At 68.4% G+C, this 21,601-nt stretch carries 16 protein-coding genes and 3 pseudogenes; 9 read left to right on the top strand and 10 right to left on the bottom strand.

Features of this window, described 5'->3' with window-relative positions:
- Nucleotides 1–430: 430 nt before the first annotated feature.
- Nucleotides 431–1,666, top strand: coding sequence for an IS110 family transposase (locus OG811_RS31765; protein ID WP_406075995.1), 1,236 nt, complete (start codon nt 431–433; stop codon nt 1,664–1,666).
- A 300-nt stretch (nt 1,667–1,966) separates the two neighbouring features.
- Here the strand turns inward: OG811_RS31765 and OG811_RS31760 are convergent.
- Nucleotides 1,967–2,415: pseudogene (locus OG811_RS31760) on the bottom strand (ATP-binding protein).
- A 107-nt stretch (nt 2,416–2,522) separates the two neighbouring features.
- Between OG811_RS31760 and OG811_RS31755 the strand changes: the two are divergent.
- Nucleotides 2,523–3,320: pseudogene (locus tag OG811_RS31755) on the top strand (transposase); the annotation flags it as partial.
- An 819-nt stretch (nt 3,321–4,139) separates the two neighbouring features.
- Nucleotides 4,140–4,399: pseudogene (locus OG811_RS31750) on the top strand (YdcF family protein); the annotation flags it as partial.
- Between the two features lie 142 nt (nt 4,400–4,541).
- Here the strand turns inward: OG811_RS31750 and OG811_RS31745 are convergent.
- Entirely contained in the window at nt 4,542–5,747 is a 1,206-nt protein-coding gene (locus tag OG811_RS31745) for a DUF418 domain-containing protein (protein WP_406071017.1), read from the bottom strand.
- A gap of 777 nt (nt 5,748–6,524) precedes the next feature.
- Here OG811_RS31745 and OG811_RS31740 point away from each other — a divergent pair.
- Nucleotides 6,525–7,760: an IS110 family transposase gene (locus OG811_RS31740; protein ID WP_406069517.1), complete on the top strand. Its 1,236-nt coding sequence runs from the start codon at nt 6,525–6,527 to the stop codon at nt 7,758–7,760.
- A 680-nt stretch (nt 7,761–8,440) separates the two neighbouring features.
- On the opposite strand, the gene OG811_RS31735 is transcribed toward OG811_RS31740, so the two are convergent.
- Nucleotides 8,441–9,397 carry an oxidoreductase gene (locus OG811_RS31735; RefSeq protein WP_406071016.1) on the bottom strand — a complete coding sequence of 319 codons (957 nt, stop codon included), beginning with the start codon at nt 9,395–9,397 and terminating at the stop codon, nt 8,441–8,443.
- Between the two features lie 99 nt (nt 9,398–9,496).
- Between OG811_RS31735 and OG811_RS31730 the strand changes: the two genes are divergently transcribed.
- Together OG811_RS31730 and OG811_RS31725 are read left to right on the top strand one after the other, a co-directional pair.
- Nucleotides 9,497–10,162: a TetR/AcrR family transcriptional regulator C-terminal ligand-binding domain-containing protein gene (locus OG811_RS31730; RefSeq protein ID WP_406071015.1), complete on the top strand. Its 666-nt coding sequence runs from the start codon at nt 9,497–9,499 to the stop codon at nt 10,160–10,162.
- Between the two features lie 252 nt (nt 10,163–10,414).
- A complete protein-coding gene (locus OG811_RS31725) occupies nt 10,415–11,062 on the top strand; it encodes a maleylpyruvate isomerase family mycothiol-dependent enzyme (RefSeq protein ID WP_406071013.1) in 648 nt (215 codons plus the stop codon).
- A 400-nt stretch (nt 11,063–11,462) separates the two neighbouring features.
- Here the strand turns inward: OG811_RS31725 and OG811_RS31720 are convergent, their stop codons facing one another.
- Both OG811_RS31720 and OG811_RS31715 read right to left on the bottom strand, forming a co-directional pair.
- Nucleotides 11,463–12,698 carry a hypothetical protein gene (locus OG811_RS31720; protein ID WP_406071012.1) on the bottom strand — a complete coding sequence of 412 codons (1,236 nt, stop codon included), beginning with the start codon at nt 12,696–12,698 and terminating at the stop codon, nt 11,463–11,465.
- Nucleotides 12,699–13,174: 476 nt separating this feature from the next.
- Complete coding sequence (locus tag OG811_RS31715) at nt 13,175–14,185, bottom strand: mechanosensitive ion channel family protein (protein ID WP_406071011.1); 1,011 nt, start codon at nt 14,183–14,185, stop codon at nt 13,175–13,177.
- A 68-nt stretch (nt 14,186–14,253) separates the two neighbouring features.
- On the opposite strand from OG811_RS31715, the gene OG811_RS31710 reads away from it, so the two are divergent.
- Nucleotides 14,254–14,649: a CHAT domain-containing protein gene (locus tag OG811_RS31710; RefSeq protein ID WP_406071009.1), complete on the top strand. Its 396-nt coding sequence runs from the start codon at nt 14,254–14,256 to the stop codon at nt 14,647–14,649.
- Between the two features lie 181 nt (nt 14,650–14,830).
- On the opposite strand, the gene OG811_RS31705 is transcribed toward OG811_RS31710, so the two are convergent.
- Entirely contained in the window at nt 14,831–15,283 is a 453-nt protein-coding gene (locus OG811_RS31705; RefSeq protein WP_406071007.1) for a pyridoxamine 5'-phosphate oxidase family protein, read from the bottom strand.
- 504 nt (nt 15,284–15,787) lie between these two features.
- A complete protein-coding gene (locus OG811_RS31700; protein ID WP_406071005.1) occupies nt 15,788–16,753 on the bottom strand; it encodes an NAD(P)-dependent oxidoreductase in 966 nt (321 codons plus the stop codon).
- Here OG811_RS31700 and OG811_RS31695 point away from each other — a divergent pair.
- Nucleotides 16,716–17,123 carry a MerR family transcriptional regulator gene (locus OG811_RS31695; RefSeq protein ID WP_406071004.1) on the top strand — a complete coding sequence of 136 codons (408 nt, stop codon included), beginning with the start codon at nt 16,716–16,718 and terminating at the stop codon, nt 17,121–17,123. The two genes, OG811_RS31700 and OG811_RS31695, sit on opposite strands and share 38 nt — an antisense overlap.
- A gap of 358 nt (nt 17,124–17,481) precedes the next feature.
- On the opposite strand, the gene OG811_RS31690 is transcribed toward OG811_RS31695, so the two are convergent.
- Nucleotides 17,482–18,123 carry a TetR/AcrR family transcriptional regulator gene (locus tag OG811_RS31690; protein WP_406071002.1) on the bottom strand — a complete coding sequence of 214 codons (642 nt, stop codon included), beginning with the start codon at nt 18,121–18,123 and terminating at the stop codon, nt 17,482–17,484.
- Nucleotides 18,124–18,198: 75 nt separating this feature from the next.
- Here OG811_RS31690 and OG811_RS31685 point away from each other — a divergent pair, with 75 nt between their 5' ends.
- Nucleotides 18,199–19,311 (top strand): FAD-dependent monooxygenase, encoded by a 1,113-nt coding sequence (locus OG811_RS31685; RefSeq protein ID WP_406071001.1) that lies wholly within the window; start codon nt 18,199–18,201, stop codon nt 19,309–19,311.
- 344 nt (nt 19,312–19,655) lie between these two features.
- Here the strand turns inward: OG811_RS31685 and OG811_RS31680 are convergent, their stop codons facing one another.
- Together OG811_RS31680 and OG811_RS31675 are read right to left on the bottom strand one after the other, a co-directional pair.
- The gene (locus tag OG811_RS31680; protein WP_406070999.1) at nt 19,656–20,342 is read right to left on the bottom strand and encodes a response regulator; all 687 of its coding nucleotides are present in this window, start codon (nt 20,340–20,342) and stop codon (nt 19,656–19,658) included.
- Between the two features lie 28 nt (nt 20,343–20,370).
- The gene (locus OG811_RS31675) at nt 20,371–21,597 is read right to left on the bottom strand and encodes a sensor histidine kinase (protein WP_406070997.1); all 1,227 of its coding nucleotides are present in this window, start codon (nt 21,595–21,597) and stop codon (nt 20,371–20,373) included.
- Nucleotides 21,598–21,601 lie beyond the last annotated feature (4 nt).

Raw genomic sequence — 21,601 nt, 5'->3', positions numbered from 1 at the left:
GGTAAGGAGCTGCTGGGTGGCCAGGCCTTGCAGTTGAGAGCAGATTGGGTGCAGGTTGGCGAAGTGGTCAGCGCGCCCGAAGTGCTCACCGATGCTGGACAGGGCGGCGGGCGTTGACCTGCGGTGATGCGGACGGGCGTTCCGGCGTGAGCTCCCAGAGAAGATCGAAGAGGTCAACCTAATGAGTTCTGGGAGTGAGCCATCCGCGGCACACTCCTGGTGGGTGAGTAGCCGCCGGCAGACGAGCACTCCGTCCGCCTGGACGTTGGAGTCCTGAGCAAAGATCGTGCCGCTGTTGGTCGGTGTGGAGAGTTGATCGCTGATGGGATGTCGTGCCCGCCCGATGGTGGCGTGAGTACTGCTTCATTAGGTCGCTGATGGTTCTCCGCTTGGCTACCTGCGGTGATCGGTTTGAGAGGCGGGAGACGTGTTGCTGTTCGTGGGAGATGACTGGGCGGAGGACCACCACGATGTTGAGGTGATGGACGCGTCCGGTCGGCGGCTGTCCAAGGCCCGGTTGCCGGAGGGCATGGCGGGTATGGCCAGACTGCACGCGATGATCGGCCAGGCGCTCGGTGATGACATCGACGTCGAGGATGTCTGCGCGCGGGTGAAGATCGGGATCGAGACGGATCGGGGCCCGTGGGTGCAGGCGCTGGTCGCGGCCGGGTACACGGTGTATCCGGTGAACCCGTTGCAGGTGTCCCGTTATCGGGAACGTCTGGCGCTGTCCGGGGCCAAGAGCGACGCGGCGGCGGACGCGCACATGTTGGCCGACATGGTGCGTACTGACTCGCACCAGCTGCGGCCGATCGCCGGGAACTCGGCCGAGGCGGAGGCGGTCAAGGTCGTTACCCGGATGCATAAGACCCTGATCTGGGAACGCACCCGCGCGGGTCAGCGGCTGCGGCACGCGTTGCGGGAGTACTTCCCGGCCGCGTTGGACGCGTTCGAGGACCTCGACGCCGGTGACACTCTGGAACTGTTGGCCAAGGCCCCGGACCCGGCTGCTGCCGCCCGGTTGAGTCTCGGCCAGATCAGCGCGGCGCTCAAACGCGCCCGCCGCCGCGAGGTTCCGGCCAAAGCCACCGCGATACAGGCCGCCCTGCGTGCCGAGCACCTGGGCCAGCCGGCCGTGGTCACCGCCGCCTACGCCGTGACTGTACGGGCGCTGGTCGCTGTGCTGGGCACGCTCAACGAGCAGGTCACCGCTCTACACGGGCAGGTGGAGACCCATTTTGGCCGGCACCCGGACGCTGAGATCATCGGGTCCCAGCCGGGACTCGGGACGATCCTCGGCGCCCGGGTGCTCGCCGAGTTCGGCGACGACCACGACCGCTACACCTCTGCGAAGGCCCGCAAGAACTACGCGGCGACCAGCCCGATCACCCGCGCGTCCGGGAAGAAGAGAACCGTCATGGCCCGGTTCGTGCACAACGACCGGCTCGTCGACGCCCTGATGACCCAGGCGTTCACCTCGTTGCGGAACTCGCTCGGCGCCCGCGCCTACTACGACCAGCAACGCGCCCGCGGCGTCAGCCACAACGCCGCCCTGCGCCAACTCGCCAACCGCCTCGTCGGCATCCTCCACGGATGCCTCAAAACCGGCACCCGCTACGACGAGACCACCGCCTGGTCGCACCACCTCACCCAAGCCGCTGCTTGACACTCAAGCTCCTGGGATGTCTTTGCTGGTCATCGCCTGGCCGGTGCCGGCTGTTGTCGTAGAGCCCCTCAGGCGCGATCGAGAGAGTTCGCCGCGTCGACGTACCGCTCCGGGCCGTCCGTGGTGCCGTCGGTATGGATCCCGGGAGCTGAGACTCAAGTCCCACCAGCAACCTTCTGACCAGGGCTTCTTGCTGGAAGACCCCTTCGGCGAACCCGAAGGCGTCATCATGTCAACGCCGGCTGAAAGTTGACCCCTCTGTTCCGGCCGAATTTTGACCCCCTCGCTGGTTGTTGATGTTCAGTCGTTGGTCTTGGTGGCTGCGGGGACGCGGCCGAGGTCGCGGTCTTTGAGCCGGTAGCTGTCGCCCTTCATGGAGACGACTTCGGCGTGGTGGACGAGCCGGTCGATCATGGCTGCGGCGACGACGTCGTCTCCGAAGACTTCGCCCCACCGGCCGAAGGGCTTGTTCGATGTGACGATCAGTGAGGCTCGTTCGTAGCGGTTGGAGACCAGCTGAAGAACAGGTTCGCCGCTTCGGCTTCGAAGGGGATGTAGCCGACCTCGTCGACGATCAGGAGCGGGATCCGGCTGAGTTTCACCAGTTCGTCTTGCAGACGCCCGGCGTGGTGGGCGTCTGCAAGGCGCGACACCCACTGGGCGGCGGTGGCGAACGCGACCCGGTGTCCGGCCTGGCAGGCCCGGATCCCCAGGCCGATGGACAGGTGGGTCTTGCCAGCCTCCCCCATTCAGAGGGGATTTGATTCATCGAGTGTGATGAAGGAAAGGTGCACCCGACCTGCGAGGATGTGATTGCTTAGGCCATATCCACAGTAGAAGCGGGTGCACCTTTCTGGTGAGCAAGGGTAGCGGGTGGGATCAGCGGCTGCAGGTAGCCGCGGGTGGCAAGGGTTTGGTGGGTCATGCGGGTGCGGTCCTGCTGCGGCAGTGCGCGGACCGGACCGGGTTGACCGGGGCCGTGAACCGGGTGCTACCCCGAGGTGGGGGGCCGGGCTGGTGGGATCGGGGCACGGTCCTGGTGTCGCTGGCGGTCGCGATCGTGCTCGGCGCGACCAGTATGTCGGATATAAGGCTTCTCGCCCATCAGGCTCTGGTATTCGCTGATCCGCCGTCGGAGGCGACCGTGCGTCGTGCCCTTGTGGGGCTGGACGAGGCCGGGCTGCGCCGGATCGGCAAGGCCCGGGCGAAGGTCCGCGCCCGGGTGTGGGATCTGCTCGCCCGCCGGCCGAACGGTTTCCCGTGGCTGAGCGTGGCCGGGAAACTGCTGTCGGGGTGGGTGGTCATCGACCTGGACGCCACTTTGATCACCGCCCACTCGGACAAGCAGGGCGCGGCGGCCACGTTCAAGCGTGGCTTCGGGTTCCACCCGCTGGGGGCGTGGTGCGCGAACACCGGCGAGAGTCTGGCCATGCTGCTACGCCCGGGTAATGCCGGCTCGAACACCGTCGCCGACCACATCCGCGTCCTCGGTGAAGCGGTCACGCAACTGCCGGTCCGGTACCAGCGCAAGATCCTCGTGCGGGTCGACGGCGCCGGTGCCACCCACGACCTGCTGCAACACCTGGAGCAGATGAACCGGCTGTGGCGCACGGTGAAGTTCACCGTCGGCTGGACGATCACCGACGTCGACGAGACCGCGATCGCCACCCTGCGAAGACGCCAGCCGCCTGCGCACCGGCAACGCACCCCGAGTCATGGCCACCCTGCACAACACCGCGATCAGCCTGCTACGCCTGACCGGCACCACCGCCATCGCCAAAGCCCTACGCCATAACAGCCGAAACCCCTACCGACCACTACAACTGCTCGGAATAAACCTGAAACGGGCATAGGCCTACCTTGCCTGAGCCCTGCCGCGCCGGAGCGGTAGCTGGTCCCGCTAACTGAGACACCGATCCCACTCGCGACGCCGTGGCCAGCGCATCCTTTGTGGTGACCTCTTCGGTGAACCCGAAGAGGTCAGCGACTCGATGGGTCTACGCGAGCCAAAGCATCGCCGCGACGATGATTGGTTGTGGGGCGTCAGTCCGTGTCGCCCCTCCGGCACGCAAAGCTGACCGATCCGGCGTCTCAGCTCAGCGGTCTGTCCGCCGTAGGCGAGGGCGCCGTCACCGATGCGCCTCACCCGGTACAGCCCCAGGCCTCGGGGCACCTGCAGGGGTCCGGTCGGTGCGGTACCCGCGACAGGTTCCCCGAGCCGTACGTCGGCGCGCTTCTTGCCTCGATACGGTTGATGGTGCTGGGCCTCGATCCCGGCCGATACGAGCCGCTCTTCCCCGCCCGGGATGGCTTTTGGCCAGCGAGATCCGCGAGTTCGGCTCGTATAGCGCCTGGATGGCGACCTCCTGCTACCTGTGGCCCCGTGGACGAATGAGACCGATCCCTATCGCTGCTACGGAGCCCGGGTCGGCTTCGTGCGTCGCTGACTCAATGACCCGAACGCCCAGCGAACCAGCAGCGTCGGGCCTACGCCACCTGCAGGCTGATGTGGCCGGAGGTCGATGTGGTGTGCGCGTCGACCCACTCGTACTGGACGACTACATGCGCAGCATCGGCGACTCCCGGCGGGTGGTGGACATGCTGGTGGGCGACACACAGCGGATCGAGGTGGACGCGGAGCGCGGATTCGCGATCCCGCAGGAGATTCCGGACGAGGTGCGGGCGGCGTTCGGTCGCCTGGTGGCGGCTGGCTACACGAGTCGGTTGATCTGAGCCCGGCTACCGCCGTGGCCCTCTCGGCCGGACGCCCATCCGGTGTTCACCATTGCGTTCCCCCGTCGTCCCAGCCCTTCGCCGGTGTCCTGCGGCTAGAGCAGACCACCGGCAAATATGCCTGATCGTCCTGCTGGAACCGTCAGACCGGGTCGGCGGCGCGGAGCCGTGGCCACCGCTGCTCGGTCCAGGCCCGCAACAGCCACTCCACCGGTCCGTACCGGAACCGAGCCATCCACGCCGCGCTGGCGGCGAGCTGCGCACTGTAGATGGCGACCGCGATGAGGAGGACGACCGCAGGTGCGACGGTGCCGGCGAGGCCTAATCCGACGCCGGTGAAGACCAGCACACAGAGCAGCGATTGACCCAGGTAGTTCGACAGGGACATCCGTCCGGCCGGCGCGAGTACGGCGACTACCCGCCGTCCCCGGTTGGTCTGAAAGAAGTGGAGAAGGGTGGCGGCGTACGCGGCGGCGAGCAGCGGCGCGGTGAGTACGCCCGCCGTCAGCCCGGTCAGGTTGGCGCTGCCCCCGCCCGACGCGAAGATCACCGCACCGGCCAGGCCGACCGGATAGCCCAGCCGCTGCACCCGGCGCAGGAGCTGCCGGTTCCCGACGACGTCGGTGAGTAGCCGGCGCCGCCCCGCCGCGTAACCGAAGAGGAAGGCCGAGAGAGCGAGCGGCCCCTGCACGAGGAGCGTGCCGAACATCGCCGGCAGCTGGCGTACGTGCTCGGTGATCACCGAGTCGATCCCGCCCTGTAGTGCCTCGGTGGACCGCTGCCCCGCCGCGAGTGCCGCCGCCGGATCGGTGACCAGCTGGGTCCCGCCCGTGGCGGCGAGCGCGAGGACGAAGCCGATCCCGCCGGTCAGCAGTACGGCAGCGCGCAGGGCGCTGCCGACGGCGACTCGTCGCATGGCGAGCAGGACCAGACCGAGCAATGCGTACGTGGTCAGGATGTCGCCCTGGAACAGCAGCACCGCGTGCAGGATGCCGAGCACGAAGAGCCCGGCCAGCCGTCGCCGGAACCGTGGGGCGAAGTCGACGCCGCGCCGCGCGGCGGAGTCGAGTTGGAGCGTGAAGCTGTAGCCGAACAGGAAGGAGAAGAGCAGGTACGCCTTCATCGCGAAGAGCAACTCGACCAGCCACCGGACCGCCTGGTCGCCCCACGAGTCGTGAGCGGGATCCGGAACCAGATGGAAGGAATAGCCGGAGGTGAAGAAGGCGATGTTGACAATCAGGATGAGGAGCAGCGCCACGGCGCGCAGCGCGTCGACGTCGGCGATCCGGGAGAACGTCCCGGGCGACCCCTCATTCACGACCGGCGGGTTTTTGATGGAGAACTTCACGCGGCTACCCCCGTAACGAACAGGAAATCGAACTCGATGGCTCCCTCCGACCCTATGAAGCGGCAAATCCAGGTGACATCCGGTGAGCGGGAATGTCGCCGGTGGGGCAGGCCCTACTCCCAGGGCTTCCTGAGGCGTTTGGTTGCCCCGTTTCCGGTCATTCGGCGTAGATATGGGGATCAATGCGGTTGGCGATGCCGCCGGAGTCCGCCGGGAGCGCCATCGCCCCGGTCGGGTTAGCGGCTGCCGGCTACCTGGCCCGCACTGGCTGGCCGACCGCGGGGTCTGCCGTCGCACCAGTGCGGCGTACCGGCCGTCGAGCACCATCAACTCCTCGTGGTCGCCGCGCTCGATAATCTCGCCCTGGTGCGGCACGATGATCTGGTCGGGAGCAGGGTGGGAGCAGCCGGGTGTCCTGAACGGCGTTGAACTGCATCCAATAGCGCACAACGGCGCTCAACTGCACCTGCCCACACCTGCGGCTTCTCGTTTCTACAGGTCAGCAACGCGGCGCCGTCTTCGAGGCGCACCACGGTGTGCGAAGATTCGGCGCCGGTTGCTGGTTGCGGCCCGACTGTGTTCGGGCGGATTGTGATGGGGTTCGTCGTGGTCGACCCCGAATGCTCTGTGGTGCTGATGAGCCTGTAGGTCAGCATGGTGGCGGAGGGCTTCCACGGGAACCGTGGATTGGTGCCAGTGAGCCCGAGCGTCAGACTTTCGAATCTCCCTGCCCTCCCCGCGACGGACGCCGTGGTCCGCGTGTGAAGGAGGCTGGTGATGGAAGTCGTTCACTCCCGCTGCGCCGGGATGGACATCTCGAAGAAGGACGCCAAGGTGTGCGTGCGGATCGCGGGGGCTGGTCGCCGTAAGACGACTGAGACGGTCACGACCTGGGGGTCGATGACAAGCCAGATCCTCGCGTTGCGTGACCACCTCGTCGATCAGCAGGTGACGTGTGTGGTGATGGAGGCGACCAGCGACTATTGGAAGCCGTTCTACTACCTGCTTGAGGACGCCGGCTTCGAGGTCATGCTGGTCAACGCCCGGCACGTGAAGACGCTGCCAGGTCGTAAGACCGATGTCGCGGACGCGACCTGGCTTGCTCAGCTCGGTGCGCACGGCCTGGTGAGGGGGTCGTTCGTACCGCCCGAGCCGATCCGTCAGTTGCGGGATCTGACCCGGGCACGCACGGCGATCACGAGGGAACGTGGCCGGGAGGTCCAGCGGCTGGAGAAGTTGCTGGAGGACGCCGGGATCAAGCTGTCCGCGGTCGCGTCCGACATCCTTGGAGTGTCTGGGCGGGCGATGTTGGAGGCGTTGATCGCTGGTGACAGGGATCCGGCCGCGCTCGCGGATCTGGCCAAGCGTCGGCTCCGGTCAAAGATCCCCCAGCTGACCGAAGCGTTGAACGGCCGGTTCACCGAGCACCATGCGTTCCTCGCTCGCGTGCACCTGGACCTGATCGACTGGCATACGGCAGCGATCAACAGGCTCACCGAGCGGATCGAGGTGATGATGGAGCCCTTTCAGGGCTTCCGTGACCTGATCTGCTCCATCCCCGGCATCGGCATTCTGACCGCCGACGTGATCATCGCCGAGACCGGCGCCGACATGACTCGCTTCCCGACTGCGAAGCACCTGGCCTCGTGGGCCGGTACGACACCCGGCAACAACGAATCGGCGGGCAAGGTGAAGTCCAGCCGAACCCGACCCGGCAACCCCTACCTACAAGGAGCGTTGGGGGCGGCGGCGATGGCGTGCTCCCAGAACCCGCGCAGCTACCTCGGCGCCCGATACCGGCGCATCGCCTCACGCCGTGGACCGCAGAAGGCCAACATGGCCATCCAGCACTCCATGCTCATCGCGATCTGGCACATGGGCACCACCGGCACCTTCTACGACGACCCCGGCGCCGACTACTTCACCCGCCTTCACCCGGACCGATCCAAGAAACGAGCCATCCATCAACTCGAAGCCATGGGGTACAGCGTCACCCTGGAGAAGGCATCGTGAAGCGAACCAACCTCTGACGCGAAGGGGAATCTTCGCGTCAGAGGGGGTGCAGCGTCCTGTTTCACCGCGGAGTGCTCCGCGGTTCTGCACAGTGGTCGACAACTCTCTATGTCGCCTGGCAGGGGAGTGTGTGCAGGTCAAGGCGGTAAGGGGTCGTTAATTGGCCTGGCCTTGCAACTGGGAGCAGATTGGGTGCAGGTTGGCGAAGAGGTCTCCGCGCCCGAAGTGCTCACAGATGCCGGACGGAGACGAGGGGCTTTGACCTGCGGTGATGGAGATTGAGCGGTGCGGCGTGACCTCCCAGTGGATACCGAAGAGGTCAAGCCTCCAGCCTCCCGACTGGCTGGTGCCGGCTGTTGAACTGAGGCCTGCCTGCGCCAATCACGAGGACAGCCCGCATCGATGCACGGCTCTGGCTGTCGTCGCAGTGGCGTCGGTACGGGTCCCGTGAGCTGGAACCCAAATCCCACCGGCAACCTTCTGGCCAGGCTTCTTACTGGGAGACCTCTTCGGCGAACCCGAAGGCGTCAGCACTGGCGCCTTCCGCTCATGTCGATGACAGTGCGTCCGGGCGCGGGCACCTTGGGGAGGCTGCACGAGGAGAAGCCGGCGAACCAAGAACCGATTTCATGCTTTGTCGACATGGCCGGGGTGAGACCGGCGTCGCGAGCGCGAGAAGGCTACGGCTGGCGCGTCGCTGCGGCGGTGAACAGTTCGTAGGTGACGCCGGTGAGGTGTTCGGAGAGGTGCCACAGGCGATTGGCTGTGTCGGTGTCGTGGATGGCGTGTTCACGCGTTCGGCGGGTCGGTTCACCGCGCAGTTGCAGCAGGCCGTCGGGGACGATGTAGCTGCCGCCGGGCAGGTCCGGTGCGGTCGCGGCGTACAGGGAGGTCTTCGCTCCTTCCGGAGTTGGTCGGAAGGCAATGCGCACGAGCAGACGTGTGACGGTCGCGTAGAGCCGTCCTCTGCCGCTATTGGCGCCGCCGGTGAGCACGTTGGTGCGGGTGAGTCCGGGCGCGACGGCGATGCTGCGCAGCTTTAGCCCGGCGGCGTCTGCCCGGCGCTGCAGTTCCGTAGCGAAGTAGAGGTTGGCCCGTTTGGACTGCACGTAGGCGAAGGCCGTCCGGTAGCGGCGTTCGGCGTTGAGGTTGCCCAGGTCGAAACGGGCAAAGCGCTGCCCTTCGCTGCTGACGGTGACCACCCGTGGTTCGGGTGCGGCGAGCAGCTCCGGCAGCAGCAAGCCGGTCAGGGCGAAGGTGCCGAGGTGGTTGATGCCGAACTGCGACTCGAACCCGTCCGTGGTCAAGGCAAAGGGCACCATCGCCACCCCGGCGTTGTTGATCAGCAGGTCCAGTCGACCGTGGTCCCATTCGGCCGCGAACGTGCGGATGGACGTCAGGCTGCCCAGGTCTACCTGGCGCAGTTCCAGGTGAGCGTCGGGTACCTCGCTGTGCATGCGGGCGAGCGCAGCTTGACCGCGTTCGGGGTCGCGGCAGGCCAGCACCACGTGTGCGCGACGGCGGGCCAGTTCGCGGGCGGTGACATAGCCGATGCCGCTGTTGGCTCCGGTCACCACGGCGACGCGTCCGGACTGGTCGGGAATAGTACGCATCGTCCAAGAGGGAGAGTTCCGCATGTTGTGCACACCTCACGGGAGACCGTCGATCTATGCAACTCCAAGTTGCGATAGGCTCATCGTGCCATCCGTGTCGGATTATCGCAACTTGGAGTTGCAATGCAGTCCGCCCAGTCCGCCCAGTCCGCCCAGTCCGCCGCCCGACCGATCGGGCGTGGCGCCAAGGTGCGCGCCGCGGTCCACGCCGCCGCGCTCGCCGAGCTCCTGGACAAGGGCTACGCCGCGTTAAGCGTCGAGAACGTCGCACAGCGCGCCGGCGTACATAAGACGACGGTGTACCGCCGCTGGATGGATCGTGACAGTTTGCTCGTCGACGCCCTAGCGGAGCACCTGGCCGCCGACATCCCCGTTCCCGACACCGGAGCGATAGAGACCGATCTGCGGGCGCTGGCGCGTTCGCTCGTGCAGACGTTCACCAGTCCGACCGGACAGGCCATCCTTGCTGCCATGTTCACCGGGGCGGCCCATCTTCCGCAGATCGCCGCGGCTCGGCGGCACGTGTTCGACGACCGGCTCGCCAGAGCCGAACCGGTGGTCACCCGCGCCGTCGAGCGCGGCGAACTCGCCCCAGACACCGATGCGGCCGAACTGTTCAAGACCCTCGCCGCGCCGATCTACCTGCGTCTGCTCATCAACGCCGAGCCAGTCGACGAGGCGACCGCTGACCAGGCGGTACGAGTCACGCTGGCCGCCGCGCACGCTGGCGCACTGCGTCCGACGCACGACGGCGAGCCGACCAGCAATCGACTTGGTCGTGGATGTTGACAACGAGTTGCCCGATCGCCCGTAGCGCTCGACCAAACAGCAAGATTGGATGTACTGCCGCGATCAGCGCGCTACGGAGCGCCAGAGCGAGTTGGGCCGCCCAGCTCCCGGACATGCCGAGGTGAGTGCACCCGGCTGAGATAGGTCCCGGGGTTCTCGGAGTGATCCAAGAGATCAGTACAATCCGACCGATGACTTCGGCGTATGCGCCAGGCCATTCCCAGCACAGCCACCCAGCCACTGGAGCCCCCGTTGGCCGACGCCGCCGCCGCACGTGATGCACTTTGGTCCGCCACTCACGCGGAGCGCGCCGCCCTCGCCGACGACCTCGCCGAGCTCGACGACACCCAATGGGCGCAGCCCTCACTGTGTGGGAACTGGATCGTTGAAGAGGTCGTCGCCCACCTGAGCGCAGCGGCGAGCACCGGTACCGTGCGCTGGCTGACCAGCATCCTGGGCGCACGCTTCGACTCCGATCTGCACAACCAGCGCCGGCTGGTCGAGCACCGCGGCGCGACGCCCGCCGAAACCCTCGAACGATTCCGTCGCGTCATCACCAGCACCACGGCAGCGACCGGGCATACCGCCGCATGGCTGGGCGAGGTCATCGTGCACGGACAGGACATCCGCCGGCCCCTCGGACTGCCTCACACACCCCCGGTGCAAGCCGTCACCGAGGTCGCCCGCTTCTACGCCAGCCGGGACTTCACCGTCGCCAGCCGCAGCACCGCCAAGGGGCTACGCCTGGAAGCGACCGATGGGCCCTTCGCGACCGGCGCGGGTCCGCTTGTCAGCGGTACAACGCTCGCGATCACGATGGCCATGGCAGGCCGCCACGTCTACTGCGACGATCTGACCGGTCCCGGTGTGCCCATCATGCGCGCACGCTGCTCGCCCTAATCCTGATCAAGGGGCAGCAAGAGAAGCGAACGAAATCTCCTCTGCGCGAGTAGCTCCAATGTCCGATCACTGGCCGCTCGAACAAGGTCAGGTGCGCACATCTGCCGCGATCCGCGCGGTCTCGCCGACCGACCGGATCTGCCGATATGAGTGCATTTGGACAAGGCCCGATGAGGTGGCTCCACATCGTAGAGATCCATGTGCCGCTCGGCGTCGAGCCAGAGATTTTTTCAGTCCCGTCGCGTCGGGTAGGGCGCCTCGGCGAGCTCTCCACCCCCAGCGTGGCCCGCAGCCGCACCGGCACGGCCAGCGCGATCTTCCCGAGTGGGAGGCCGTCAGCCGCGACACGCCGCATGACGTTACCCTGCAAAACCGGCCAGGATGGTCGCATTGGACCGGGTCAGGCGCGCGATCCGGTCGACGGGCCTGGCACGTACTCGAGCACGACCGCCCTCAGGTAGCGCGGGGTGGTGGGGAGATCGGCCGCTCCCACCGCGAACATCAGCGGGCTGCCCGGGGTCCCGGCGATCCCGTGCAGGCTCATGCCGACCGCGTCCGGCGGCTGCGGCGCGGGCATGCCGACCCACGCGCCCGTGCTGTACGCGGCGAGCGCCGCGCTCGGTGCCGGGGAGTTCTCGATCAGCCACGGCAGTCCGGCCGGGTCGGTCGCCACGTCGGGCAGCGCGCCACTCGGCGCGTCCCGGAGCATCTCGAAGGATCCACCGCCGCCGCGCACGGCCAACCCACCGTCGCCGACCGCCCACAGCTCGCCGGACGAGCGACCCGCGAGCGCTTCGAACGAGGACTCCTGTTCGTTGATGCCCACCTGGACCGTACGCCAGCCTGAGCCGTTCCAGTGAAAGAGCAGCGGGCCCTTGAACCCCTTCCATGCGCCGTTGCCGGCGGCCCAGACGTCATCCGAGCGAAAGGCCTTGATCGCGGTGAGGGTGCAGAAGTTCGGCATGCCACCGAAGGACGTGCCGCCGGTGCGGCATTCGGCGGGCGACTGGTGCGACCGCCAGGACCGGCCGTCCCACTGCTCGATGATCACCTCGCTTTGGTGATTGCCCACCACCCAGGCGTGTCCACCGACGACGGTGAGTCCGGTGATCAGCGCGTAGCTCTTGCTGTTGCCCCGCGCGAACGGCACCTCGCGCCAGGCGGTCCCGTCGTAGTGCAGGACGTGCGTCACCTGGTCCTCCGGGACGGCGGCGGCCGTGCTGCCAACCGCCCAGACGTTCGAGGGCGAGTCGGCCGCGACGAGGTCGAACCGACCGTGCCACGCGATCGCCGGCAGCGCCGCGCGTGCCCAGCGCGTCCCGTCCCACTGGAGGATCAACGGGATGCCGGTGTCGTTCGGCTGTTCGGGCGAGTAGGCCTCGCTGCCGACGGCCCACGCGTGCGTGGCGTCCACCGACACGACGTCCCACAGCACGCTGGTCGGCCCGGCCAGCTCCGGCAGCGTGGCCAGGCGCCAGGCCGGTGCCGGCGCCTTGGTAACGACGGCTTCGGGCGACCCACTGGCGGCGGTCGCGGAGGGTACCGAGGGTGATGCCGAGGTGCTCGTGCCGGCGCGTTCGCCGGTGCACCCCGACGCCAGCAGGACAGCGGCCAGCGTCACGGCAATCTTGCGCATGGCACCGATGATCGCAGGGCGGCGCCACCCTAGGGATCCCGTTGATCAACGCGCTATACGGACGTGGATCACGGCGAAGGCGCTCAGGTGCCAACCCGGGACGCGGAAGGGCCCAGACCACCGTCAGGGCGTCGTGCCCGAAGACGTGCCGCATCTGGGCCAGCAGGGACGGGAAGTGGTTGCGGTGGTCCAGCGCGTGACGCCGATCGCCGGGCGCAGGCGTCCCTCCGCCACCGTCGATGGACGACTTCATGACCAGGTGCGCACATCTGCCGCCGACCGCGCGCCCACTAGCCGCTACCGCCCGACTCTGCCGAGATCAGTGCGTTCATGGGTCAGCCGACCCGCCAAGCGGCCGGGTCGACACCGCCGGGCACCGGCGTCGCCGAGTCGTAGGGCTGCCGGGTGAAGACGAAGGTCCCCGGTAGGCGCCGACTCATTCATCGGCGCCCGAGCGGCCACGCCGGACCCGCCGGTCAGGGCTGGTACTGGTTGCGGGTGCGGGGCAGCCACTGGGGGTGCTGGTCGCGTAGGTAGCGGATCAGTCCCTCGCGTAGGTCGCAGCGCAGGTCCCAGGCGCTGGCGCCGTCCGCGGCCGAGGCCTGCACCTGGATGACCACGGTCTGCGGGGTGGCGTCGACCATCTGGAGCACCCACCGGTCTCGATCCCACAGCGGTGAGGACTCGACCAGTCGGCGTGCCTCCCGGCGGAGGTCGTCCAGGTCGGCGGTGTGGTCGACATGGATCTGGATCTTGCCGATCACCCGCGTCTCGTTCCGGGTCCAGTTCTGGAACGGCCGCTCGGTGAAGTACGTGGTCGGCAGGATGAGCATCCGGTCGTCCCAGAGCCGGATCACCACGTTGGTCAGCTTCACCTCCTCGACCCGGCCCCATTCGCCGTCCACCACCAGCACGTCGCCGACGTGCAGCCCGTCGGCGAAGGCGACCTGGATGCCGGAGAACGCGTTGCCGAGCGCGGTTCGGGCGGAGAGGCCGATCACCGCGCCGACCACCCCAGCCGAGGTCAGAATGGAGACGCCGAAGAGGCGTACCGGCCGGAAGGTGATCAGGATCAGGCCGACCGCGAGGACCGTGACAACGGCCACCGTGAACCGCCGCACCGGGCGGATCTGGGTCCGGGCCCGCCGGACCCGCCGGCTCGTGACCGGATCGCTCGGCAGCTGGCTGAACGCGACCGCTTCGGCGACCTGCAATGCCTTGATCACCAGCCACGCACCGACGGCGACCAAGACCAGCAGGATGGCGTGCCGCAGATAACCCTGCCACCGGACCGGTCCGGGCGGCAGCGCGTAGTACAGCGCCCCGACCAGCAGGACCGCGGCCGCCGGGCGGCGGCAGGCGTGCCGCAGCGGCTCCAGCAGCCACTTGTAGCGGCCACGGGCACCCCGGCGGATCAGCACGCCGGAGACCAGGTCCACGACCACGGCCGCCGCCAGCGCGGCCAACACGATCAACGCGGTACGCATCAGAAGCCGTTCACCGTGATCCCGATGCCGCCTCTCCCGGCCTCGCGACCGCACTCCCCGCGTTCAGGGTGCCATCCGATTCGGTGGCAAGCGGTGGATATCGGGAATGCCAGACGGCCGTGACCGACGTCCGGCGGCTACCGAACGAGACGGTCGGCCTGCCCGCAGGCTTCCTGCGAGCCGGCGCAGGATGCGTGATCGGCACCCTATGGCCGGTCACCGACCTGCCGGGGGCACCGCTCATGCAGCGCTATCAGCTGCTCTTGGGCGTGCCGGACCGTGCGGCCCGGTGCCCGCGCGCGGCCCAGCGCTGGCTGGCCGGGGCAGGCGACGCGGAGTTGGCGGCGTACTTCGCGGGCGAGCCCGCGCCCGCCGAGGCACCGCACGACGAGCGTTGGCTATTCGCCGACTCGCACTACTGGGGCCGGGTGCTGTCGGGCCAATGCAGGATGCGGGCAAGGTGAACACGGTCCACACGCGGAATGTACATCGGCGCGGTTGTGTTCGGTCCGCCGGAGCGGTCTCTGCGGCCTCATCCCTGGCCGTCACAGATGCACGTTTCTGCCGCGATGCGCGCGGCCGTGTCGTGAATCGTCGAGCTGTCTGCCCGCTGCCTGCGAACGAGTTGGTACCCGGTGTTGGCCGTCAGACCAGCCAGCGACCATTACGCATCAGGTCCCGGCCGGCGAGCTCGTTCTCCTCCCGCCACGCCTGTATCCGGCGAGGTGTCACCCGGAAGTACGCGTAGCGGGTCGTGCCTATCCGTGCATCCCAGAGTTTCGCGGCGAATGCGTCGGCCAGATTGGCTGGCACGGTTTCGCGCGAGAACGTCTCGACGGTGCCGTCGACGAGCACCACGTCGCGGGTCGGGCCGACTGACAGTCGTACCCGTCCAGAGGAACGCAAGTTGCGCCCGGTCGGGCTGGACTCGCCTGTCGCCAAGATGAACGCCGCGCCGTCCCAGAGGAAGGACAGCGGCACCAGGTAGGCGTTGCCGTCCCGGTCCGCTGAGGCGACCCATGCGTCCAGGTCGTGGTCGAGACGGGCCAGCGTGTCCTGCTTACGTTGCTGCAGGGTGCGCGGCGATTCGGGTACCACGTGGGATCCTCCTTCATGCGTCTGCCGGGCGCTTGCGGTTCTTCCGCTCGACAGGCGCCCCAAGCAAGGATCAGCGTTAAAGCGCACTTGAACGCAAGCGGCAACGCCTGGACCTCCGAGCCCGATCGCCGGCCGGGCTCACGGCGGACTTTCCAGCAACGAATCGACCGCTCATGCCGCGATCCGGGCGCTTACCCTCGCCAGCGAAAGACCGGGTCTGCCGAAATCCGCGCGGTGGCGGGACCGCCACGTCGCTCGTTCGGGTGCCGTCCGCCAGCCTGGACGACGCCCACCCTGGATGCCAAGACGGGCGAGGAGAAGGGCACGGCCATGACGGACACCGGTGTGATCCCGGTTCCCACCGGGAGTGAACGGTGAACGCCGTCGGGGCGGCGCCCTGAGCGTGGTCGGTAGCCCGTCGGGCTACCGACCACGCAGCTGAGCCGGGCCATGCCTGACATCGGCAGATTGGCCAGAGCAGCTAGATCCCGGTGTCGGGATCCGTCACTCGTCGCGGGGTTTGCCGAACTCTTCGATCAGCACGGGATACTGTTCCCCCCCGTGTCCGGCGGCGATCGAGCGGTCGGCCATCGCCTTGATCAGCTTCGGCAGTTCAGCGTTGACACCCGCCGCCTCGCTCTCCTCGATGAGATGTGCCATCGCCCGCGCGTCGGTCTCCAGGGCCGACACCTCGGCTGGGAAGGAGCCGCTGTCGATCTGCTGGGCATACCCAGGCAGCCATTCGGCCACAACGGCAGCGATCTGCTGTGCGAACGGCGCATATGTTGCGGCGTCAACACCGGCCGTCCTGAGCAGGGCAGTGCCCTGGAGCCAGGCGTTCAGGACGCTCCACATCATGGCGAGGCCGGCCACGTCGTACAGGGACGCCAGCCCAGGATCCGTACCCAGGTAGGTGACGGTGCCGAGCGCGTCGAGGGTCGACCTGTGTGCCTCGAAGTCCGACTGCGGCCCGCTGTGCAGAATCACCGCCTCGGCGGTCCCGATCGTCGGCGGGACGGCCATGATGGCGCCGTCCAGGTAGCGGACGCCGCGCTGCTCGGCCCATTGGGCGGCTTCCCGGGCCTGGGCCGAGCTGCCGGAGGTCAGGTTGATCAACATCGTGCCGTCCAGCTCGACCTCGGTCCCGCTGAGCAGCTCGTGCATGGCCTGGTAGTCGGTGACGCAGATGATCGTCAGGGAACCTGCCTTGAGCGCGTCGCCAACCGTTGGCGCTAGCCGGGCACCGTCGGCCACCAACTGGTCGGCCTTGGAGGTCGTACGGTTCCATACGGTTGTGGGATGCCCGGCTTTCAGGAACGCGCCGGCGAGTGCCTGGCCCATCAGTCCGAGTCCGATGACTGTCACGGGAACTCTGTTGGTCATGGCAGCATCGTCAACGTTGATACCGGTGTGAAGGTCAAGTGAGGTTTCGATGCGGATCGGGGAACTGAGTCGTCGGACGGGCGTCAACGCCCATCAGTTGCGCTACTACGAGACCCAGGGCCTGCTGGAGGCAGACCGCGGCGCGAACGGCTACCGCGAGTACGACGAGAGCGCCGCGCTGCGCGTGAAGCAGATCCGGCACCTGCTTGGTGCCGGTCTGTCCTCGGAGGACATCGCGTACCTGCTGCCTTGTGCGGTCGGAGAGGCCCCGGAGTTGCTCGGGTGTCCCGAGTTGCTGGCCGCGATGCGGTCACGGCTACACCGACTGGACGATCAAATGGACAAGCTCTCCCAATCCCGCGACGCTCTTGCCGCCTACATTCATGCGGCCGAGCGAACGGGCAGCGAGAACTACCCACCCTTTGACGATGCTGACCTGGAGCCCGTCCCTGCCTGAGCAGCCGGGGTGCCAATGACCCGGCGTGCCAACGGAATGACGGCAACGCCGTCCAGGACGGCGGTAGCCGTGCTGGCAGGCGTACACGACTGGAGCGTCGATCAGGCCGGCGTCGGCCGGGGCCAGCGCCGACAGGTCCTGTGTGGCCAGCAACACAGCAGTCGACGCAGTACATGCGCGGCGCCGACCGCAAGGACGGCTTGATCAGGTGCACGCTCATGCCGCTGACCGCGCGACTTTGCCGAGAACAGTGCGTTTCCTACGCTATAGCGGTGACGTCGGTGCGACGACGGCCCCGGTCACCGTCCTCGACGGTGATGTGGACAGCCTGCCCTGCCTCGGCGCCTGACGGTTCGTTTCAGGGCGCGTCCGCCGGTGGTGGGCTCTTTCGTGTGGGCCCGTCCTGCGGTGCCCATGGGCGCAGAGCGATGTCGGTGGCCTTTTGCAACGACTCGCGGATCGCGGCTGGGTCGGCTCGGCGCTGCGGATCCTCCATCAGCGTTGTCAAGGCACCGGTGGCCGCGCCGACGAAGGCGCCGACTAGCGCGACCGCGCTCACCTCGTCCAGGCGGTCGGGGTAGGCCGCGGCCAGGTGCCGGGCGATCTCGCGCTGGCTGTCCCATTGCAGTTGCAGGCCGCGGCCGCGGACCGCGGGCACCTCCATGGTCAGTCGGATCCGCAGGACGGCGAGCCGGCCGGTCATGTCCTCGCTGTCGTCGTTCGCCTCACGAAGCGCGCGCAGCAGGACGTCGGCCGGTTCCTCGTCCGGCGAGCGCCCGGCAATCGCGTCGACCGCGACCTGCACCCGACGGTCGGTCTCCGGGAAGAGCAGATCCTCCTTGCTTGGGAAGTAGCTGAAGAACGTGCGGGTGCCGATCTCGGCGGCGGCCGCGATGTCGGCAATTGTGGTCGCCTCGTAGCCCTTGCGTTCGATCAGGTCGATGGCGGCGTCGACCAGCGCCTTGCGGGTGCGGGCTCGCTTGCGGTCGCGAAGTGACATGGGGACCAGATTACCGCATCGAGTGTTATTCGGCATCTATTGCGCTACTGCATCCAGTGCAATTAATCTCGGCTCATGCGGACGGTACTCATCTCCGGAGCCGGCGTGGCCGGCCCGACCCTCGCCTACTGGCTAGCCCGCGCGGGGCTCCGTCCCACGGTCGTCGAGCGCGTGAACGGCCAGCGCTCCAGCGGCAACCCCGTCGACGTGCGCGGCCCGGCCCTTCCGGTGGTCGAGCGGATGGGCGTGGTCGACGCCCTGCGCGCGGCGGCCACCCAGGCGACAGGCATACGGTTCGTCGACTCGGACGGCCGGTTGAGCCGCCGGATGTCGATGCCGGCCACGCGCAGCGCGGCCGGCACCCCTGAGATCGAGGTGCCCCGTGCCGATCTCGCCCGGATCCTGTGCGCGGTTGCCCGCGATGACGCCGAGTTCGTCTACGACGACACCGTCACCCGCCTCGACCAGGACCCGGGCGGGGTGGACGTCACCTTCGAACGCGGCCCGGCCCGCCGGTTCGACCTGGTCGTCGGGGCCGACGGACTGCACTCGGCGGTGCGCCGGCTCGCCTTCGGCCCGGAGCGCGACTTCGTGCGCCACCTCGGCGTCTACGTGGCCACCACACCGCTGGGTGAGCCGCCCGAGGATCCGCACGACGTGCTGCTTCACAACACGCCGGGCCGGCTCGTCGCGATGCATCCGGTCCGCGGCAAAGCGGGCGTCGCGTTCATCTTCCGGCACCCCACCGTCCCAGGCTTCGACCACCGCAACCTCGCCCAGCACCGGCGGATCCTCGCCGAGGTGTACGCGGGCGAGCACGGCTGGCGAGTGCCCGAGTTGCTGGCCCGCGCCCAACGGGCGGACGACCTCTACTTCGACGCGGTCAGCAAGGTGGTGCTGCCGTCCTGGTCGGTCGGGCGAGTGGTGCTGCTGGGCGACGCGGCGGCCTCGGTCTCGCTGTTCGGCGACGGTTCGAGCATGGCTATCGCCGGCGCCCGTACGCTAGCCGCCACCCTCGCCGAGGGCGACCACGTCGCCGCGTTCCGACGCTACGAGGCCGAGCACCGACCCCGCACCAACGCCCGGGGGCGCGGCGCCGGTTTCGTAGCGGCGATGCTGATCCCGAAGACCCGGGCCGGCATCCTCACCCGTAACGCCGCAGCCAGGCTGCTGCCCACCGGCCGATGATCTTAAACGAGCCCGCCGCGTGGACCGCGCTTCGCTCGCGCTGTTGCCCCTCGATGTGATCTTCTGAAAGGTCGCGCGGCGGCGCCCGCTCATGCCGCTGATCGCGCCCCGGAATGTGACTGGCAGCCAACGTACTGATTTGCCGCAATCCGCGCGCTACGGAACGTCATGACGAGTCCGCAGGCCAGCTCCCGGACATGCCGATGTGCGGAAGTTGGGCAATAGCAAGTGGTCGATGGCCCCCGCCTGAGCTGTCTGGCGGTGAGGGGTGGCCGGCTCGCCGGCCAGCGGGTCGGCTCGCCCGCCCACGCCGGGTGCGGGCGGGGGCCAGAAGGCTTCCGGTGTCAGCCGGTGAGGCCGGCGTCGTGGGCGAGCAGGGCGACCTGGGTACGGTTGTTGAGATCGAGTTTGGTGAGTATGCGGGAAATGTGGGCTTTCACGGTGGCCACGCTCATGAACAACTCGCCCGCGATCTCGGCGTTGGACTTGCCCCGCCCGACGGCGATGGCGACCTCGCGTTCGCGTTCGCTGAGCTGATGCAGCGCGGTGGTGGCGTGCTGTTGCCGGGCGGCGGCGCCGGTGTCGCTGAGGTGGGCGATGAGCCGTCGGGTGACGGTCGGCGACAGGATAGGTTCGCCGGCTGCAACCCGCGCGATGGCGCGCAGGATCTCGGCGGGTGGGGTGTGTTTGAGCAGGAAGCCGCTGGCCCCGGCGCGCAGGGCGCGCAGGACGTACTCGTCGGCGTCGAAGGTGGTCAGGACGATGACCTCGGGTGGGTCGGGTCGGGCGCGGAGTTGTTCGGTGGCGGCGAGGCCGTCGAGGGTGGGCATGCGGATGTCCATCAGCACCACGTCCGGGGCGTATACGTCGACGGCGGCGGCTACTTCGCTTCCGTCGCCGGCCTCGCCCACCACGGTAATGTCCGGCGAGCCGCGGATGACCATGGTGAGGCCGGCCCGCACGAGCGGGTCGTCGTCGACGATGAGGACCCGCACCGGTGCGTTCACGTTGGGCTCCTTGTCCGTGCTCACCTGGGCCGGAGGCCGGTTCCGACCGCGATCAGAGGGTAGGCCACGGTAGCCAGGCCCTGAGCCGGAAGTCACCGGCGGGGGTGGGGCCGTGTTCGAGGCGTCCGCCGGCGAGGGCGGCCCGTTCGGTGAGCCCGATGAGGCCGATGCCGGCGCCGGGGATGCCGGCAGGGCTGGTCTCGGCCGGGTACGGGTTGCGGATCTCGACGGTTACGCCGTCGCCTGGGGCTGCCCGGACGGTGACGGCCGCCTCGCCGTCGGGGGCGTGCTTGCGGGCGTTGGTCAGCCCTTCCTGCACGATCCGGTACGCGCTGCGCCCCACACCAGCCGGTACGGCGGAAAGCGCGTCGGTCTGCCAGTCGAGCCGTACCCGCATCCCGGCGCGCCGCGATTGGTCGACGAGGTCAGGGAGGTCGGCCAGGGTGGGCTGCGGCCGTTCCGGCGTCTCGTCGGACCGGTCGACACCGGTGCGGAGGACGCCGATCACCTCCCGAAGGTCCTCCAGCGCCTGGTAGGCGCTGTCGCGGACCACCCCGGCGGCACGGGCGACCTCCTCGGGCGCGGCGTCGGGGCGTAGCTCCAGCGCCCCGGCGTGCAGGCTCAGCAGGGACAGGCGGTGGGCGAGCACGTCGTGCATCTCCCGGGCGATCCGGTTGCGTTCGCCCTGGCGGGCTTCGGCGACGCGCAGTTCCTGTTCGGCCTCGACCCGCCCAGCCCGCTCCCGCAGCGACTGGCGCCGGGCCCGTACAAACATGCCCCAGGCGAGCACCGCGGCCGCGAAGACGACGCCCAGCACGATCTGCGACCAGGGTCCGACCGGGACGTCCGGGCGGACCAGCAGCCTCACGAACGGTACGAGCGCGTACCCGGCCACGATCGGGGCGACCACCGCGAAGCGCCGGTGCACCGCGACGGTGAACAGCGCGACGAACGCCGCGCCCGCCGTCGACGTCGAATAGACGCTGACCAGACCCACGACCACGGCCAAGCCGACCGGCCAGCGTCGGCGCAGCCACACCCCCAGACTGCACAGGCCGCCGAGGACGAGGTCGACAGTGAGCGGGACTGGTGCGATGTGTTGCGCGAGGCCGTCGCCCAGGGCGAGCACCGTGAGGCCGACGGCCAGCAGGAAACACGCGGCGTCGACCACCCGGCCGCGGATCGTGCGCCCGGCCGGGCGTACCGGATCGTGGTCAGCATCGCTGGTCACGCCCGCCGGTAGCGGACTCCGATCCTGCGGGTCCGCCGGGACCATCATGATC

This window comes from Micromonospora sp. NBC_01638, assembly GCF_045209745.1.
Lineage (GTDB): Bacteria > Actinomycetota > Actinomycetes > Mycobacteriales > Micromonosporaceae > Micromonospora.
This window is presented reverse-complemented; position numbering and strand designations above follow the sequence as displayed.

Bases quoted from the DNA above. Each gene is read 5' to 3' on its own strand.
- OG811_RS31715 (WP_406071011.1), bottom strand. From the start codon at position 14,185: ATGCGTACCGCGTTGATCGTGTTGGCCGCGCTGGCGGCGGCCGTGGTC.
- OG811_RS31735 (WP_406071016.1), bottom strand. From the start codon at position 9,397: ATGCGGAACTCTCCCTCTTGGACGATGCGTACTATTCCCGACCAGTCC.
- OG811_RS31720 (WP_406071012.1), bottom strand. From the start codon at position 12,698: ATGCGCAAGATTGCCGTGACGCTGGCCGCTGTCCTGCTGGCGTCGGGG.
- OG811_RS31730 (WP_406071015.1), top strand. From the start codon at position 9,497: ATGCAGTCCGCCCAGTCCGCCCAGTCCGCCCAGTCCGCCGCCCGACCG.
- OG811_RS31685 (WP_406071001.1), top strand. From the start codon at position 18,199: ATGCGGACGGTACTCATCTCCGGAGCCGGCGTGGCCGGCCCGACCCTC.
- OG811_RS31690 (WP_406071002.1), bottom strand. From the start codon at position 18,123: ATGTCACTTCGCGACCGCAAGCGAGCCCGCACCCGCAAGGCGCTGGTC.
- OG811_RS31695 (WP_406071004.1), top strand. From the start codon at position 16,716: ATGCGGATCGGGGAACTGAGTCGTCGGACGGGCGTCAACGCCCATCAG.
- OG811_RS31675 (WP_406070997.1), bottom strand. From the start codon at position 21,597: ATGATGGTCCCGGCGGACCCGCAGGATCGGAGTCCGCTACCGGCGGGC.
- OG811_RS31740 (WP_406069517.1), top strand. From the start codon at position 6,525: ATGGAAGTCGTTCACTCCCGCTGCGCCGGGATGGACATCTCGAAGAAG.